At 45.6% G+C, this 16,756-nt stretch carries 17 protein-coding genes; 2 read left to right on the top strand and 15 right to left on the bottom strand.

The genetic code is table 11. From position 1 onward, the window contains the following. Position 1 precedes the first annotated feature (1 nt). The 13 genes from atpD to BMZ71_RS03775 all read right to left on the bottom strand — a co-directional run bounded on the left by atpD (position 2) and on the right by BMZ71_RS03775 (position 12,509). Positions 2 to 1,435 carry a F0F1 ATP synthase subunit beta gene (gene atpD, locus BMZ71_RS03835; protein WP_086988267.1) on the bottom strand — a complete coding sequence of 478 codons (1,434 nt, stop codon included), beginning with the start codon at positions 1,433 to 1,435 and terminating at the stop codon, positions 2 to 4. Positions 1,436 to 1,453: 18 nt separating this feature from the next. Continuing rightward, entirely contained in the window at positions 1,454 to 2,374 is a 921-nt protein-coding gene (locus BMZ71_RS03830) for a F0F1 ATP synthase subunit gamma (RefSeq protein WP_086988200.1), read from the bottom strand. 37 nt (positions 2,375 to 2,411) lie between these two features. Continuing rightward, positions 2,412 to 3,923, bottom strand: coding sequence for a F0F1 ATP synthase subunit alpha (gene atpA / locus BMZ71_RS03825; protein ID WP_086988201.1), 1,512 nt, complete (start codon positions 3,921 to 3,923; stop codon positions 2,412 to 2,414). 22 nt (positions 3,924 to 3,945) lie between these two features. Next, on the bottom strand, positions 3,946 to 4,473 hold the full coding sequence (locus BMZ71_RS03820) for a F0F1 ATP synthase subunit delta (RefSeq protein ID WP_086988202.1): 528 nt from the start codon (positions 4,471 to 4,473) through the stop codon (positions 3,946 to 3,948). Beyond that, positions 4,466 to 4,969, bottom strand: a complete 504-nt coding sequence (gene atpF, locus BMZ71_RS03815) for a F0F1 ATP synthase subunit B (RefSeq protein ID WP_068561686.1) — start codon at positions 4,967 to 4,969, stop codon at positions 4,466 to 4,468. The genes BMZ71_RS03820 and atpF overlap by 8 nt, the downstream gene beginning before the upstream one ends. A gap of 39 nt (positions 4,970 to 5,008) precedes the next feature. Further along, the gene (gene atpE / locus BMZ71_RS03810; protein WP_068561687.1) at positions 5,009 to 5,221 is read right to left on the bottom strand and encodes a F0F1 ATP synthase subunit C; all 213 of its coding nucleotides are present in this window, start codon (positions 5,219 to 5,221) and stop codon (positions 5,009 to 5,011) included. A 62-nt stretch (positions 5,222 to 5,283) separates the two neighbouring features. After that, entirely contained in the window at positions 5,284 to 6,000 is a 717-nt protein-coding gene (gene atpB / locus BMZ71_RS03805; RefSeq protein ID WP_068561688.1) for a F0F1 ATP synthase subunit A, read from the bottom strand. A gap of 600 nt (positions 6,001 to 6,600) precedes the next feature. Continuing rightward, entirely contained in the window at positions 6,601 to 7,236 is a 636-nt protein-coding gene (gene upp / locus BMZ71_RS03800) for a uracil phosphoribosyltransferase (RefSeq protein ID WP_086988203.1), read from the bottom strand. Positions 7,237 to 7,366: 130 nt separating this feature from the next. After that, a complete protein-coding gene (glyA, locus tag BMZ71_RS03795) occupies positions 7,367 to 8,605 on the bottom strand; it encodes a serine hydroxymethyltransferase (RefSeq protein ID WP_086988204.1) in 1,239 nt (412 codons plus the stop codon). A 159-nt stretch (positions 8,606 to 8,764) separates the two neighbouring features. Continuing rightward, complete coding sequence (locus tag BMZ71_RS03790) at positions 8,765 to 9,784, bottom strand: L-threonylcarbamoyladenylate synthase (RefSeq protein ID WP_086988205.1); 1,020 nt, start codon at positions 9,782 to 9,784, stop codon at positions 8,765 to 8,767. Between the two features lie 197 nt (positions 9,785 to 9,981). Further along, a complete protein-coding gene (gene prmC / locus BMZ71_RS03785) occupies positions 9,982 to 10,830 on the bottom strand; it encodes a peptide chain release factor N(5)-glutamine methyltransferase (RefSeq protein ID WP_086988206.1) in 849 nt (282 codons plus the stop codon). Further along, positions 10,817 to 11,896, bottom strand: a complete 1,080-nt coding sequence (prfA, locus tag BMZ71_RS03780; RefSeq protein WP_086988207.1) for a peptide chain release factor 1 — start codon at positions 11,894 to 11,896, stop codon at positions 10,817 to 10,819. Before prfA ends, prmC begins: the two co-directional genes overlap by 14 nt. A gap of 40 nt (positions 11,897 to 11,936) precedes the next feature. Next, complete coding sequence (locus BMZ71_RS03775; RefSeq protein WP_068561753.1) at positions 11,937 to 12,509, bottom strand: thymidine kinase; 573 nt, start codon at positions 12,507 to 12,509, stop codon at positions 11,937 to 11,939. Positions 12,510 to 12,884: 375 nt separating this feature from the next. Here BMZ71_RS03775 and BMZ71_RS14800 point away from each other — a divergent pair, with 375 nt between their 5' ends. Together BMZ71_RS14800 and BMZ71_RS14795 are read left to right on the top strand one after the other, a co-directional pair. Further along, complete coding sequence (locus BMZ71_RS14800; RefSeq protein ID WP_086988208.1) at positions 12,885 to 14,237, top strand: Mur ligase family protein; 1,353 nt, start codon at positions 12,885 to 12,887, stop codon at positions 14,235 to 14,237. Continuing rightward, the gene (locus tag BMZ71_RS14795; protein WP_086988209.1) at positions 14,238 to 14,900 is read left to right on the top strand and encodes a type 1 glutamine amidotransferase; all 663 of its coding nucleotides are present in this window, start codon (positions 14,238 to 14,240) and stop codon (positions 14,898 to 14,900) included. A 58-nt stretch (positions 14,901 to 14,958) separates the two neighbouring features. Here the strand turns inward: BMZ71_RS14795 and BMZ71_RS03765 are convergent, their stop codons facing one another. Then, positions 14,959 to 16,095 carry a DUF1648 domain-containing protein gene (locus BMZ71_RS03765; protein WP_086988210.1) on the bottom strand — a complete coding sequence of 379 codons (1,137 nt, stop codon included), beginning with the start codon at positions 16,093 to 16,095 and terminating at the stop codon, positions 14,959 to 14,961. Further along, a complete protein-coding gene (locus BMZ71_RS03760; RefSeq protein ID WP_086988211.1) occupies positions 16,082 to 16,483 on the bottom strand; it encodes a GntR family transcriptional regulator in 402 nt (133 codons plus the stop codon). Before BMZ71_RS03760 ends, BMZ71_RS03765 begins: the two co-directional genes overlap by 14 nt. Between the last annotated feature and the right edge of the window lie 273 nt (positions 16,484 to 16,756).

Here is a 16,756-nt window from a genome sequence, read left to right as displayed (position 1 = left end):
CTCATTCCCCTCCTTTGTAGCCTAGTTCTTTCGCTTTTTTCAGAACTTCTTCTATCGTACCGACGTTGCGGAAAGCTTCTTCCGGCACTCCGTCGTATTTACCTTCAACAATCCCTTTGAAGCCACGGACAGTTTCCGCTACAGGGACGTACGATCCCGGTACTCCGGTAAACGCTTCGGCTACGTGGAAGTTTTGGGACAAGAAGAATTGGATTCGTCTTGCGCGGTTAACAGTAATTTTTTCAGAATCGGACAGTTCATCCATCCCAAGGATAGCGATGATATCCTGCAGTTCACGATAACGTTGCAGAATGCGTTGTACTTTGGTGGCCACTTCGTAATGTTCATCTCCGACGATTTCCGGAGATAACGCGCTGGAAGAGGAAGCCAATGGATCAACGGCAGGATAAATCCCTTGTTCCGTCAGTTTACGCTCCAAGTTCGTTGTTGCATCCAAATGGGCGAATGTTGTTGCAGGAGCCGGATCGGTATAGTCATCCGCTGGCACATAGATCGCTTGAATCGAAGTGATTGAACCATCTTTAGTGGAACTGATTCGTTCCTGCAGTTGGCCCATCTCAGTTGCTAACGTCGGCTGATAGCCTACTGCTGAAGGCATCCGGCCCAATAGTGCGGAAACTTCTGAACCAGCTTGAGTAAACCGGTAGATGTTATCGATGAACAACAGCACATCCTGTTTTTCTTCATCACGGAAATGTTCTGCCATCGTCAAACCGGACAAGGCGACGCGCATACGTGCACCTGGTGGCTCGTTCATCTGACCGAATACCATGGCTGTCTTTTTGCCGACTCCAGATTCTTGCATTTCGTGATAGAGGTCGTTTCCTTCACGCGTACGCTCGCCGACACCCGTGAATACAGATATGCCGCCATGCTGTTCCGCTACGTTGTGGATCAATTCTTGAATCAGGACCGTCTTTCCGACACCGGCCCCACCGAAAAGCCCGATTTTTCCGCCTTTCAGATAAGGAGCCAGCAAATCGATGACCTTGATGCCTGTTTCCAGGATTTCAAAATTACTGCTCAACTGATCAAACGTCGGTGCTTTTCTATGAATGGACTCACGCCGGAAATCATCAGGAACAGCTCCCTTCAAATCGATGGCTTCACCCAAAACATTGAACACACGGCCAAGGGTGCCTAAACCAACTGGTACTTTGATGGGCGCACCGGTATCAACAACACTCAAGCCCCTTTGCAGGCCATCTGTCGATTCCATCGCGATTGCGCGAACCACACCATTTCCCAATTCAAGTGAAACCTCCAAAACGATGGTTTCCCCTTCTTCATTACTTCCAGCTGCGGCTGCCTTATGCACAATAAGCGCATTACGGATATCCGGCACACCTTCTTCCAATGGGAAGCCAACGTCGACTACCGGCCCGATTACTTGTACAATATGACCTTTTTTCATGCCTTTTCCTCCCATTTTCTAATCTTCCAGAGCAGAAGCTCCACCGACGATTTCGGTGATTTCTTGCGTGATTGCAGTCTGTCTCACTCGGTTGTACTGAATCGTCATATCATTGATCATATTGGTCGCATTATCAGTAGCACTCTTCATGGCCGTCATGCGGGAAGCGTGCTCGGATGATTTAGCATCGATAATGGCACCGTAAATCAAACTTTCCGCATATTGCGGCAGTAATATTTCTAATATTTCTTCTTTGTTCGGTTCAAATAGATAATCGACTTCGTAACCAACCGCTTCTTGGGAATCCAAGTCCGTCAACGGCAGCATTTTTTCAGCTCGATATTCTGAAATCAGAGCGTTGACATGATGTTTGTAACAAACGTACAACTCATCAAAAACCCCATCACGATAAAGTTGGATTGCCTTAACTACGATATCGCTGACTTCCGTGAAACTTGGTTGGTCATTCAAGTCCCTGATTTCGAATGCGACTTCGATCCCACTTTTTCTGAGATCATCAGCCACAGCTCCACCGACCGACAGCACAACAAACTCATCGTTCGAAGCGTGGTCGACCGTAAGCATATCTTTTGTCGCTTTCAGGATCGAACTGTTGTATCCTCCGGCTAAGCCTTTATCTGAGGAAATGATCAGATAGCCCGTTTTGCGGACCGGCCGTTCGATCAGCATATCGTGAAAATCGACAAGAACCTGATCGCTCGCCGACACATGACCATGCTCTTCAAGCAAAGATAATTGCGTGCTGGCAATATGTGTTACGATTTCGCGTATTTTTGCTGCATAAAGCTGATATCCCCGCACCTTTTGTTCGGCGCGGATCAGTTTGGAGGCAGATACCATTTGCATGGCGCTTGTTATTTGACTTGTCTTCTTTGTGGAAGCAATGCGTTTCCGGATGTCTATTAAAGACTCTGCCATATTATCACCTCAATATTATCTGTTCATGCTGACCCTTCTACTCGACGTGCGGAATGAAGATTCCCGCGAATGCTTTCAGCGCTTCATCCAAGTCTTCCGTAGGCGGTAAGTCTTTTGTCTCCTTGATGATGGAGAACAGATTCGGATAAGACATTTTGACGAATTTGAACAGTTCAGACTCGTATCGTTCGATATCCTGCACCGGAATCGAATCAATAAATCCGTGGGTCAATGCATAGAGAATGAGAACTTGTTTTTCGACATCCAAGGTCTTGTGCAAGTCCTGCTTCAGTATTTCCACGGTTCTGCGGCCGCGGCCAAGACGTTTTTGCGTGGAAACATCCAAGTCCGAACCGAACTGGGTGAATGCTTCCAGCTCGCGATAGCTGGCTAAATCGATACGTAATGTACCGGATACTTTTTTCATGGCTTTGATTTGAGCAGATCCTCCGACACGGGAAACGGAGAGACCCGCAGATAGAGCCGGACGGATTCCTGAGAAGAACAGGTCGCTTTCCAAGAAAATCTGACCATCCGTGATGGAGATGACGTTCGTCGGAATATAAGCGGAGATATCCCCGGCTTGTGTTTCAACAATCGGCAAGGAGGTTATGGAGCCACCGCCCAATTCATCGTTCAATTTTGCTGAACGTTCCAACAAACGGGAATGCAAGTAGAAGACATCCCCTGGATACGCCTCGCGGCCTGGCGGACGACGCAAAAGCAAGGACATTTCACGGTAAGCAGCCGCCTGTTTGGAAAGATCATCATAAACGATTAGAACGTGCTTGCCGTTGTGCATGAACTCTTCCGCCATTGCGGTAGCGGCGTAAGGGGCGATATAGAGCATCGGCGCAGATTGTGAAGCACTTGCGGTCACGACAATCGTATAGTCCATTGCATGATGCTTCTTCAACGTTTCCGTCATATTGCGGACTGTCGATTCCTTTTGCCCGATGGCGACATAGATACAGATAACATCTTTTCCGCGTTGATTCAGAATTGCATCGATTGCAATACTGGTTTTCCCGGTTTTGCGGTCACCGATGATCAGCTCGCGTTGGCCTCGACCGATCGGAACCAAAGCATCCAATGCTTTTAGACCGGTCTGAAGAGGTTGTCTGACGGATTGACGATCCATAACGCCTGGTGCTGCATTTTCAACGGGTCTTGTGCCGGTGGTTTCGATGCTGCCTAAGCCATCCACCGGGCTGCCTAATGCATCCACAACGCGCCCGATCAAAGCATCACCGACCGGTACTTCCATGATTTTGCCTGTACGTTTGACGATATCGCCCTCATGGATATTTTCATAAGTTCCAAAAATGATGATACCGACATCGGTCATCTCCAGGTTTTGGGCCATACCGATGGAACCGTTGGAGAATTCCAGCAATTCACCGGACATTACGTTCTCCAAACCTTTCGCGCGGGCGATTCCATCACCGATGTAGGTAACTTTTCCAATTTCTTCAAACTCTGATACAGATTGAAAAGTGTTGATCCTATTTTTGATCAATGAACTCAAATCTTCGTTTTCAGTAGCCATATTATTCACCTCTTCAACCCTATTAATCTGTTAGGATATGTCTCTTCATTTCTTTCAGCTTCGTAGCGATGGTATTGTCGAAATAATGGTTTTCCGACTCCAACCGGACGCCGCCAATCACAGTGGGATCGACCACCTCTTTCACAAAGAAGGTCGCTTCCCCGATTCTTTTTTCCATTTTGTTCATGATGCGCATTTTTTGTTCCGCTGTTAAAGGAACCGCAGAAGTCAACTTCACATTCACGAGTACTTTTTTATTTTCATACAGCTCATTGAACGCTTTGATGGAAGCCAAGATACCTTCGTTATCAAGATTATCTTGGAGTCCCTCTAGAAACCGAAGCGTATCAGGAGCAAGATACTTCACAGCCAAATCAAGATTTGGTTGCTCTCCTGCATCTGAATCTGCATGATTGAAGGCTTCTTTCAACTGCGAAAGATCAAGATAGAGTCTGTCCGCAGTCTTCGAGTCAGTCAGGCGGTTATAGTAGGCTTGTACATAGGCTTCTACAGTTGTGATTGCTTTGCCGTCCTTAACCATATCAATCATCCAGCCCTTCAATGAAAGCTTCAATCAATGTTTGTTGGTCTGCTTGCTTGATTTCCTTGCCGAGGATCTTTTCAGCGATTTCTACTGATATGACTCCGATTTCGGCACGCAAACCTTCAAGAGCCTGTTTTCTTTCGAGTTCCAGCTCTTTTTGGGTCACTTGTTTGATCCGTAATGCATCTTCTTTTGCTTCTTTAATGATGTTCTTTTGTATTTCATTGCCTTCCGCTTGAGCCCTGTTCAAAATATCGCTCGCTGTAGTTCTGACTTCTATCAATTGCGCATCGACTTCCGCATGTTTCTTCTCGGCATTCTCACGCGCAGCTGCCGCTTTATCAATATTTGCATGTATCATTTCTTCACGATCCGTTAAGATCTTCATCAAAGGCTGCCATGCGAATTTTTTGATAAGAGCCATCAATATCAGAAATGACAGTAGCGTAACAATCGTATCACCTAATGCGGTAATCTCTCCCAATACGAGATTGGCTGTCATTCTCATCCCTCCTGTAGTTATCGGTCTTGCTGGTCCCTATTATTGGAAAATCAGTAAGAAAGCTATAACTACCGCCATGATGGGAACAGCTTCGATCAAACCGACACCAATGAACATCAAAGTCTGTAATCTGCTTTGCAATTCTGGTTGTCTTGCGATCGCTTCGATTGTAGTAGAAATAACCTTTCCATTTCCTAATGATGCTCCGATGGCCGCGCCGGCAACCGCAATAGCAGCTCCTATAAAGTTCATAATAATAATCTCCTTTTTCTCATATATTAATACATACTTATTAAGCTCATGGATCAGCAGTTTTATTCCGCTTCGATCTTATGGGCGAGGTAAACCATAGTCAACGTAGTGAAGACGAAAGCTTGGATGGATCCGATAAAGATGGAAAATCCTTGCCAAACCATTTGGAGAGGAATCCCAACCACCCAAGTCAATAAGCCATATGAATTCGCTAATGAAGCAATCAACCCCAACAAAATTTCACCAGCATAAATATTTCCGTAAAGACGCAACGCCAATGTCAATGTATTCGTGAATTCCTCCAAAAGTTTGATCGGCATGAGCGGTGCGACCGGACGAATATAACTGTTCATGAAATATTCCTTGAACCCATTTTCTTTAATACCGAAATAATGCGTCAGCAAAATCACCATTAACGCTAAGCCTAATGTGACGATCGGACTGGCTGTCGGACTCTTCCAATAGGAATGGCCATCGATGTTCAAAATGAACACAAGTCCTAACATATTGGCAACCCATACAAATAGGAACAAAGTGAATCCCAACAAGTGGAATTGTTGCCCAACTTTCCAATGAAGCGAGCTGGAAATCATGTTCCGGATAAAGTCAACTAAATATTCAATAGCCAATTGGCTTTTGGATGTTGGCCTCACCGCCAGTTTCCGGGTAGCAATAAAACAAAATAAAAAAACAATGATGCATGTCGCCAATACACTTATGATGATATTCAAACTGAAACCCAATCCCATAAAATGGATGACTTTAGATTCAGCTTCCAATATTTTCACCTCTTTTCAATACAAATAAAAAAAACAGCTATGCCAAACCTAGTCCACGCTACATTATTTTAAAAGACATTCGTAAAAGTAGACAACTAATTCAGCTGGACCTCCCATACTCTAGTCACAATAAGTGGCTATTTCATAAGTTTCTTTGCACATCTGTTCAACATCGCTAATCATAACACCAAGTTTATCGAAATTCAAAGCAAATCTACATATTATAAGTATATTTTCGGTTTTTTTATGAAAATGATGAAAAGATACCGCCTTCACAACCAAAGATACTCGAAGTGTAAATATAATTATAGGATTCTGAAAATCCGAAAATTAACGCTAAAGTGATTTTACAGTGGAAATAAAAGCAACTTTATTGCTCCTAACGCTATGTTTGAAAACCTTCGATACTGTAGCCTTATCCAATTAAAGTATAACAAACTTAACTTGAACAATAAAAATGAGCCAGAAACCCTCTTTGGATTTCTGGCTCAGCTCTTTGTTTTCATTTTTCAGTATGATGTAAATCGGAAGGACGATATCATTATAATATTGATGTTTTGACATTTACGGACACATTTGCCTGAACGTCTTTTTGAACCATTATTTTGTGCCGAACAGTCGGTCACCAGCATCTCCCAAACCAGGAAGGATGTAGCTGTTTTCGTCCAATCTTTCGTCCAACGAAGCTGCATAGATATCCACATCCGGATAAGCTGCATGCAACGCGTCCACTCCTTCAGGAGCTGCCACAAGACAAATGAATTTCATGGCTGATGGCGATGCGCCTCTCTTTTCCAAAGCTTCAATAGCTGCGATAACTGATCCGCCTGTAGCCAGCATTGGATCAACGATGAATAATTGACGTTCCTGGATATCAGTCGGCAATTTGACGAAATACTCAACCGGTTCCAAGGTTTCGTGGTCACGGTACATTCCGATATGACCAACTTTTGCTGCCGGCAACATCGCCAAGAAACCATCGACCATCCCTAATCCTGCACGCAAAATTGGAATGATGGCAACTTTTTTACCTGACAATGTTTTTTGAGTCGTTTTTACCAATGGCGTTTCGATCTCGATGTCTTCCAAAGGCATGTCCCTTGTTACTTCATAAGCCATCAACATGGCGATTTCACTTACTACTTCACGAAATACTTTTGTTCCGCACTCTTTCTCGCGGATAATTGTTAATTTGTGTTGAATCAACGGATGATTCATTACATGGAATTCTCCCATATACTTTTGCCCCACTTTCGTTTTTTTGCTCAGTCTATTGTAATTGAAAACCGATACAAATACCAGAAATAAAACAATGAGAAAAACCTAAAAGAGCTGCCTCATTGGGAGACAGCTCTTAATAATCTATTTAAGCTTCTGTTGAAACTGGTTTTTTGTGCAATGGGAACGCTTTTGTGATGGCATGGACCGCCGCACGGATTTCATCCAATTTTGCTTCATCCGTGTGGTTTTGGATCGTTTCCACAATCAATTCAGCAATCTTACGAGCTTCCGCTTCCTTAAGGCCTCTAGTTGTGATGGCAGGAGTGCCGATACGGATGCCGCTGGCTTTGTTTGCGCCCAGCGTTTCAAAAGGAATCGTATTTTTATTGACAGTGATTTCAACGGTATCCAACAGTTTTTCTACTTGTTTTCCGTTCAAACCGCTGCTGGTTACATCCAACAGCAACAAGTGGTTATCGGTTCCGCCGCTGATGACGCGCAAGTCGGATGCATTAAAAACATCAGCCATTGCTTGGGCATTTTTGATGACTTGCCCGATGTATTCAGTGTACTCTGGTGTTGCAGCTTCAAAGAAGGATACCGCTTTAGCAGCGACAACGTGCTCAAGAGGTCCGCCTTGGATTCCAGGGAAGACAGCACTGTTCAACTTTTTGCCGAATTCTTCTTTTGCCAAGATGACGCCTCCACGAGGACCGCGAAGTGTTTTATGTGTCGTCGTAGTTACGATGTGGGCATATTCAACCGGATTTTGGTGATGTCCTGTTGCACAAAGTCCTGCGATATGAGCCATATCCACCATCAGATAAGCACCGACTTCATCGGCGATTTCTCTAAAACGTTTGAAATCGATTGCGCGCGGATAAGCGCTGGCACCGGCAACAATCAATTTTGGTTGTTCTTTCAAAGCGATCTCTCTGACTGTGTCATAGTTGATCGTTTCGGATTCTTTTTCTACGCCGTAAGCCACGAACTCATAAGTCTGACCGCTGAAATTCACAGACGCACCATGAGTCAAATGTCCCCCGTGACTCAAGTCCATCCCCAAAATCTTATCGCCGGGCTGGACCAAAACACGATAAGCAGCCATGTTCGCTTGTGAACCGGAATGTGGTTGTACATTGGCATATTCCGCACCGAAGATTGCTTTGATGCGATCGATGGCCAAGTTTTCGATGACATCGACAAATTCGCAACCGCCATAATAACGACGACCAGGGTAGCCTTCAGCATATTTATTTGTCAAGATGCTGCCTTGCGCTCTCATAACATCTTCAGATACAAAGTTTTCGGAAGCAATCAGTTCGATCCCGTTCTCTTGTCTTTCGCGTTCTTTATCAATTGCTGCAAATAATTCTTTATCCATGTTTGCACCCTTCCATCACATTATTCCAAAATTTAAATCAATTAAAAAATGTAAGTTGAGTATAGCATAAATTTTCAGGAAATAAAGCATATAAGCTCCTGGAATTGAATATTTTTTACAAAAAGTAAGCTAAAGACGGATAATAGGCGATAATTCCGGCTATTTTTTCGGATATTTCGCTGAAGCCGCTTTTTCCATACGATTCATGAATGCCTTGCCGAGGCCATTCGGATCGTAGGCTTCTACCAAAATCACATCGACAGGCTGCTCATCAAGATACCTCAGCCCCGCATATAGGCGTTGCGATGCCACCGTCACATCCGCCTTCGGTCCTAATGAGAAAGTAGCGCGCACTGCTTCCTTATGCGCAGTCAGCTTTTCTTCGGAAGCCAAAATACCGATTTCTTTGCCTTGATCGTGACACTCCTCGATGGCGGCTTTCCAATCGGCAGTCGTTCCATCAATCAGGATGACCGGTTGAGTAGGAGAATAGTGTTGGTACTTCATTCCTGGCGCTTTCGGAGCCTCTGTCTCGTTTGCTGTCCCGGCATTTGCTGCCAGTTTGCCGATGACCGGCTCCAACTGCGCTTCCGTGATGGCACCCGGACGCAAAATGATGGGTCCGACTGCGTTAGTCAAATCCAAAACGGTTGATTCCAAACCAATTTGCGTCTCTCCTCCATCGAGGATGCCGGCAATTTTGCCTGAAAGATCGTGCAGCACATGTTGGGCAGTCGTCGGACTCGGTTTGCCTGAAGTATTTGCGCTCGGTCCAACCAAGGGAAAACCGGTTTTTCTGATCAATTCCAGCGTCTGTTCTTGGTCCGGCATCCGCAGCGCGACTGTATTGTGCCCTGCAGTGACGGTCGGTGCAAATATCCCTTCCTTCATCGGAAAAATCAAAGTCAGAGGACCTGGCCAAAAAGCCTCCATCAAAATTTCTGCCTGTTGCGGAACAAAGGCCACATATTTCGCAATCTCGCGATCGGATACATGAACGATCAAGGGGTTATCACTGGGTCTTCCTTTCACTTTGTATACATTTTTTACGGCTTCATCATTTGATGCAATGGCGCCTAGGCCGTAGACAGTCTCGGTCGGGAAAGCAATCAAGTCTCCGGCTTTCAACAGCTCGGCTGCCTCATCGATTGTTGAGGCGTCGTATATTTTTGTTTCCATAATACTGTATGCTCCTTTCTCAATGTTTTGGCTGGCGAAGACGCTGATCAGGTAAAAAAATAGCCGGGGCAATTGCCCGCAGCCATTTTTTGCCCATGGATATCAGGCGACTCTTTTCATCTTATTCACAATAAACCTGATGGCTAGCTTCACGGTTCATCCCTTCGGAAAGAACAAAGAAACCTGTTCAGCTTTTCTTATTTTACTATCAGCATGCGGTCGAGACCGGACAGATCCTTTTCGATCGTGACGGTTTTATCCGGGAAAGCTTTTTTGTAGAGTTCCAACAATTTTTCACCTTGGTTGAAGCCGATTTCCATGAATAGGCATCCGTCCGTTTTCAAATGGAACGGCAGCGTGAAGGCCATCTTTTGGTATAGATCCAATCCGTCATGATCAGCAAACAACGCCGAATGTGGTTCGTACTCCAAAACAGAACTGTCCATCAGGCTAATTTCATCTTCGCTGATGTAGGGAGGATTGCTGAGGATGCAGTCGAACGTCTCCAGTTGTACCGGCTCCAGCAGATCCCCTTGCAGGAAGCGGATTTGCGCATCCAGTTGATCCGCGTTCTCCTCAGCAACGACCAGGGCTTCTTGAGAAAGATCAGTGGCGGTCACTTCATCCTGCGGACGTTGCTTTTTCATCGCAATGGCGATAGCTCCGGATCCCGTCCCGATGTCCAGGACCTTCCGGGGACCTTTCCCCTCCAGGCATTTCAAAGCCCGCTGCACAAGCTCCTCCGTTTCCGGACGTGGAATCAATGTAGCTTCCGTGACTTTCAAAGGGTATCCGTAAAACCATTCGACACCTACGATATATTGTATCGGTTTGCCCGAAACATACTCTTTGATGTCACTGAAATACTGCTTGTATTCCTGATCCGTGATCGGATCGGCAAAACGCATCAACAGATCCGTCTTTGTCCAGCCTAAACGATCCAAAAGTAATCTTTCAGCGGCCAACGGACTTTTTTCATGCTGTTCCAAAAAAAGCGCACCATTCTGCAAAGCTTGCTGGTAACTGAGCTCGTTAGATTGATCCATTGTTCAGGGACTCCAATTTTTGCGTCTGATCGGCCATTATCAACGCATCGATGACTTCGTCCAGCTTTCCGCTCAAAATCGTATCCAATTTTTGCAGGGTCAAGCCGATCCGGTGATCCGTAACGCGGTTTTGCGGAAAGTTGTAGGTACGGATCCGTTCAGAACGATCACCCGTCCCGACTGCGGATTTACGCGTTGCATCATATTCGGATTGTGCTTCCGAAGAGATTTTGTCATATACACGCGTACGCAAAATTTTCATCGCTTTCTCGCGGTTTTTGATTTGGGAACGTTCGTCCTGCATCGCAACGGCAATGCCTGTCGGTAAGTGGGTCAAACGGACAGCCGATGCAGTCTTGTTGACATGCTGCCCGCCGGCTCCGCTGGCATGGTAGATATCTGTGCGGATATCTTTATCTTCGATGTTCAATTCAACATCTTCCGCTTCCGGCATGACGACTACGGTAGCAGTTGACGTATGCACACGCCCTTGTGATTCTGTTTCCGGAACACGTTGGACACGGTGCGCGCCACTCTCATATTTCAGTTTGGAGTAAGCTCCTTGGCCGCTGATCATCAGGATGATTTCTTTGTAACCACCGATGCCGGTGATATTCGCGTCCATGACCTCGACTCTCCACCCTTGGCTTTCTGCAAATTTGCTGTACATCGTGAATAACGTACCCGCGAACAGTGCAGCTTCATCCCCTCCGGCAGCCCCTCGGATTTCCATGATGATGTTTTTGTCATCGTTCGGATCGCTAGGCAACAACAAGACTTTAATGCGCTCCTCAAGTTCCGTTTTTTCTTTCTTCAAGTCGCTCAATTCTTCTTTAGCCATAGCCGCCATATCCTCGTCCAAATTTTCCGACAACATCTCTTCGGTATCGGCTATTTCGCCTTCCACTTCTTTGTAACGCTTGAAGGTCGCAACTTTCTCCCTCAGCCCTGCTTCTTCTTTAGTTAATTCCAGGAATCGTTTTGTATCAGAAAGAACTTCCGGATCGCTCAACAATTCGGAAAGTTCTTCATAACGGATAATGAATGCATCTAATTGATCATACATAACTTTTTCAAACCCCTTTTTTTGTTTCTGATTATTTGTTTTAGGCCAATGGCGGATGATGGTAATGATTGCGACAGACGGGAAGATAGGATTCATTTCCGCCGATCTGGATTTGTTCACCTGCATATACTGGTTTTCCATCCACGACACGCATATTCATGATTGCTTTTTTATGACAATACCAGCAGATGGTTTTTATCTCTTCTATCTTATCCGCGTAAAGCAACAGATATTTCGAGCCTGCAAACAATTCGTTCTGAAAATCATTCTTCAATCCGAACGCCATCACCGGAATCGCCAGTTCGTCGACGATGCGCGCCAGTTGGATGACATGCGCTTTGGACAGGAATTGGGATTCATCTATCAAGATACAAGCGGGTCTTTTCGGATTTTTGGCGACTTCCAAGAATACATCCATATCATCTGCAATCGGGATAGCTTCGCGCTTCAATCCGATCCGACTAGAAACATATCCGATACCATCACGATCATCAAGCGCGCTTGTGAAAATCATTACCGACTTGTTCTGCTCTTCATAATTATAGGCGACCTTCAGGATCTCGATCGATTTACCGCTGTTCATCGCCCCGTATTTAAAAAATAACTGTGCCATCATGTCCACCTTTCAAACAGCCTCTTGCCTACTTTTCATCCATCGATCGGAATTCCTTGCAAAAAGAAAGGATGCACTTATGTCATCCTGCTTCCGACCCCGCTATTATCTCACCTTCATCATTCCGCTCCGATCAAGATTACCGGAGCGGAAAAAACTGAATAACATCCCGTATAATGATAGTAGGAAATGGCTGCAAAGTCAATAAAATTCACGATTACCGACTGTCCTTCAGCAATCGAAAGCCCTGTTTCTGACACGAGGCGTAATCTAAAAATATTCATTCCCGGTAAATTCTGCTATACTAACGCTATCGAAAAAAGCCTTGTTATATGCTATGATGGCAAGAGAAATATAAGTAAGGAGCGAATTTATTTGACTATCCGCGGTTCACTAGCAATCAATATCGGCAAGATCGCCCAGTGGGGTCTTCAGACATTCACCAAAGGCGGAACAAGTCTGCCCGGCAAACTGGCCGTCAAATTGGATCCCGACGTATTACAACATCTTTCCGAAAATTTTGATGTTGTCATCATCACCGGCACGAACGGCAAAACATTGACGACATCTTTGACTTATCATGTTCTGCAGCAAAAGTATCCGCATATTTTGACGAATCCAACGGGGGCCAACATGGAGCAAGGCATCATTTCCTCTTTCTTGGAAGGATATTCGCGCAAAGTCAAAAAGGAAAGAGCCTTTGCTGTCCTTGAGGTCGACGAAGCCAGCCTCGTTAAGGTTACGAAGTTCATCAAGCCGAAAGTCATCGTCAATACGAATGTTTTCCGCGATCAGATGGACCGATTCGGAGAAATCTATACAATCTACCAGAAGATGGTCGATGGCGCTGCATTGGCACCTGATGCCGTCATTCTCGCGAATGGGGACAGCCCGATCTTCAACTCAAAAGAGTTGGTCAATAAACAAATCTATTTCGGCTTCAATCATGAACCGGATGGAGACACCTTGGCGCATTACAACACGGACGGCGTGCTTTGTCCGAAATGCCAACACATTTTGCGCTATAAATTCAATACCTACAGCAACCTTGGGAAATACTACTGCCCGCATTGCGATTTCAAACGGCCAGAATTGACTTATGCTGTCACCAAAGTCGATAAGCTGACGCACAAAAGCTCTTCTTTTGAGATCGATGGTCATCCGTTCCAGACAAATGTTGCGGGACTCTACAATGTCTACAATGCCTTGGCTGCTTATTCGGTCGGCAAGCATTTCGGATTGACACCCGAAGAGATCCAGGCCGGTTTCTCGGCGGCACAACAAAAATTTGGACGTCAAGAAACGATCACCGTGAACGACAAGGAAATCATCCTGAATCTGATCAAAAATCCAGTCGGCCTGAATCAGGTAATCGATCTCTTGCACTACGAAGAGGAACCATTCAGCGTCGTGTCGATCCTGAATGACCGCCCGGCAGACGGAACCGATGTCAGCTGGATCTGGGACGGAAATTACGAGAAATTTTTGGATTTTGATATCCCGAAAGTGACCGTCAGCGGCATCCGCCAAAAAGAGCTGACCCTACGGATGAAGGTTGCCGGCATTCCGGAAGATAAGCTGGAAGTGGTTCCGGAAATCTCCGATGTCATCAAAACTTTCAAAAATGCTCCAACGAAAAAAATCTATGTGATGGCAACTTATACCGCTGTGCTGCAACTCCGTAAAGAGCTGGCGAACCAGGGCTATATAGCGGAAAGGATGAAATAAATGCGACTACGTATTTGCCACTTGTACGGCAACCTACTGAATACATACGGCGATAATGGCAATCTTTTGATGCTCCAGTACTGCGCCCGGGAAAAAGGCGTCGATTTCGAAACCGAAATCATCAGCTTGGACCAACCGTTCGATCCCAATAAGTATGATCTCGTCTTTTTTGGGGGAGGTCAGGATTACGAACAGTTCATCGTCTCCAAAGACATTCAGGCTAAAGCAGCAGGAATCAAAGCATACATCGAAAACGATGGCGTTCTGTTGGCCATCTGTGGCGGCTACCAATTATTGGGACACTATTACATGGATGCGTCCGGCAATAAAATATCCGGCATCAGCGCGCTCGACCATTATACCCTGAGCCAGGACAATAACCGGTTCATCGGCGACATCACCATCCGCAGCGAAGAATTCAACGAGACCTACGAAGGATTCGAAAATCATAACGGACGCACCTTCCTTGGCGAAAACATGCGTCCGCTCGGAAAAGTCGAAAAAGGCATGGGCAACAATGGAGAAGACAAAACCGAGGGCGCCCGCTATAAAAATGTCTTCTGCTCCTATTTCCATGGTCCCCTGTTGGTCCGCAACATCCACTTGGCTAACCGCATCGTTGATATGGCCATTGCCCAGCATAACAAAAAGCTTGAAAAATAAATCGAAAAACAGAGGTCGGGACAAATGTCCTGGCCTCTGTTTTTGTCTATGCTTACTGTTATTCCATCATGAACGAAAGCACGATCGTCAGCACTACGAATGCCAACAGGCCGGCGATGAACAACCAGGCTTGCCATCTGGCCATATTCAACGTGCTGCCGATGCCGAAACGTTTTTCGACAAATAGCGACGGATCTTCCGGATTGTAATACAATACGCCCCATTTCCAGAAGCGCTCTTCGTCCGTCTCCGTCACTTCATCCGGTAATTCGCCCGCTTCATTCAGAAACAATTTTTCGCCTCCTTGGCCGTATTTCCAGGTCAGATAGACGCTGTACCCAACGATGATGACCACGAACGGAATGGTCATACCGATGATCCACTGGGCTCCCTTGTCTGCGAAGAACAAGGAGAAGAAATGAATGCCGCTCAGCAAAAGTTGCGTCAGCACCGTCACGATCAGGAAGTAATAAGACCAAGCCTGGCGGAATAATTTACTCTGTTTGCTGGAAAGATCGGACAGATAAGGGGAAATCTTCTGTTTCGATTTGATGAAGGAATAATGACTGAAAAACATCATCGGAATCATCAACAATTGTATCGCAGGCAGCATGAATACATTCACATACGTTTTATCAACGATCCGATCCGGTTCATTCGAACTGTTCCAGTGAACGGGGAATCGCTCGGGTATCAGGTCATAAAAATAGAGCGTGACCGCTACCGTCACCAACAAGATGAACAATTGAGCCGAAACGAAAACCGAATGGGAGACTACTTTCAGATCTTTCTGATAGGCGGTATCGATGACGATTTTGGCTTTTTTAGGTTCAATTTTGATATCGTTGGCTATTTTCCAACTACGGATCTGTTTCCGTTTCTGCAGATACAGCAGGAAGGAAAGGAAGATGAAGGCAAACATCGCGACCGTCACATAGATGCTGGTGACCATCTCCACTTTCTCTCCATCTTCCCAGAAAAGAAAGAAAAATATTGGCGCAGCATGCAGGATGCTCCCAATCACATTTTGGTAAAAATAGGCTTTTTTCAGCTTCAAAACATAAGGGTCTTTCTGATGCGAGGTCGGAACCGTCACTCCAAACGGTGTACCTAACCTGCTATAATAGGGCGTAATGCCGTTGACGACCCCAATAATCAAAAATAATATCACCATAAACCAACTAAAGATCAGCATGTGTCTTCCCCTCTCCTTTCAACGCTTTCTCGATTTCATTCAGCCATTCACGGAATATTTCGTCAGTGACCTCAAAAATCTGTTTATCGATCAAGATCTCCTTGAGCTTATCCTGCATCGCCGCTTTCGTGGCCTCATTGGACGCTATCATTGCACGCTCACTGACAAAATAGCCTTTCTGATTTTTAACCAGGACGCCTTCGTCCGCCAACAGATTGTATGCCTTATTTACGGTGTGCATGTTGATGCCCAATTCACTGGCCAAACTCCGCACGCTCGGCAATCCATCGCCAAATGACCATTCCCTTTTAAGGATGCCTATTTTGATCTGGTACATCAATTGCGTGTAGATCGGCGTATCGCTGTTCGGAAGAATTTCGATGAACATATTTACCCCTCCTGTCCGTTATATAACAAGTATAACAAATATGGCGGAATTTGCAAGCCGGAATAGGTGTGCTGCCGTCTTTTCCGGTTAAGGCAGTCTTCCCCCGGAGGAGTCGGTAAGATGGATAGGTATCCTCCGATGAGCAGGTCCTAACCGGAGGACATTCTGCGGTTTACCGCTCTACTCCGGCGAACGACGGCGTCGCCGGAGTTCCACATTATTATACGGCCCCAAACACAACACAAAAAACGGCATGCGACCGATAAAAACCGG

The sequence above is a fragment of the Trichococcus flocculiformis genome (assembly GCF_900113645.1).
GTDB classification, from domain to species: domain Bacteria; phylum Bacillota; class Bacilli; order Lactobacillales; family Aerococcaceae; genus Trichococcus; species Trichococcus flocculiformis.
The sequence above is the reverse complement of the archived record's forward strand: the minus strand, read 5'-3'. Positions and strand labels throughout refer to the sequence as shown.

Bases quoted from the DNA above. Each gene is read 5' to 3' on its own strand.
- BMZ71_RS03830 (WP_086988200.1), bottom strand. From the start codon at position 2,374: ATGGCAGAGTCTTTAATAGACATCCGGAAACGCATTGCTTCCACAAAG.
- glyA (WP_086988204.1), bottom strand. From the start codon at position 8,605: ATGGATAAAGAATTATTTGCAGCAATTGATAAAGAACGCGAAAGACAA.
- atpD (WP_086988267.1), bottom strand. From the start codon at position 1,435: ATGAAAAAAGGTCATATTGTACAAGTAATCGGGCCGGTAGTCGACGTT.
- prfA (WP_086988207.1), bottom strand. From the start codon at position 11,896: ATGTATGATCAATTAGATGCATTCATTATCCGTTATGAAGAACTTTCC.
- atpF (WP_068561686.1), bottom strand. From the start codon at position 4,969: ATGACAGCCAATCTCGTATTGGGAGAGATTACCGCATTAGGTGATACG.
- BMZ71_RS03820 (WP_086988202.1), bottom strand. From the start codon at position 4,473: ATGATTGATATGGTTAAGGACGGCAAAGCAATCACAACTGTAGAAGCC.
- prmC (WP_086988206.1), bottom strand. From the start codon at position 10,830: ATGGATCAATCTAACGAGCTCAGTTACCAGCAAGCTTTGCAGAATGGT.
- atpA (WP_086988201.1), bottom strand. From the start codon at position 3,923: ATGGCTACTGAAAACGAAGATTTGAGTTCATTGATCAAAAATAGGATC.
- BMZ71_RS03790 (WP_086988205.1), bottom strand. From the start codon at position 9,784: ATGGAAACAAAAATATACGACGCCTCAACAATCGATGAGGCAGCCGAG.
- BMZ71_RS03775 (WP_068561753.1), bottom strand. From the start codon at position 12,509: ATGGCACAGTTATTTTTTAAATACGGGGCGATGAACAGCGGTAAATCG.
- BMZ71_RS03760 (WP_086988211.1), bottom strand. From the start codon at position 16,483: ATGTTCATCGAAATTCTTCCGAACAGCGATACGCCGATCTACACGCAA.
- BMZ71_RS03765 (WP_086988210.1), bottom strand. From the start codon at position 16,095: ATGCTGATCTTTAGTTGGTTTATGGTGATATTATTTTTGATTATTGGG.
- atpE (WP_068561687.1), bottom strand. From the start codon at position 5,221: ATGAACTTTATAGGAGCTGCTATTGCGGTTGCCGGCGCGGCCATCGGA.
- upp (WP_086988203.1), bottom strand. From the start codon at position 7,236: ATGGGAGAATTCCATGTAATGAATCATCCGTTGATTCAACACAAATTA.
- BMZ71_RS14795 (WP_086988209.1), top strand. From the start codon at position 14,238: ATGCGACTACGTATTTGCCACTTGTACGGCAACCTACTGAATACATAC.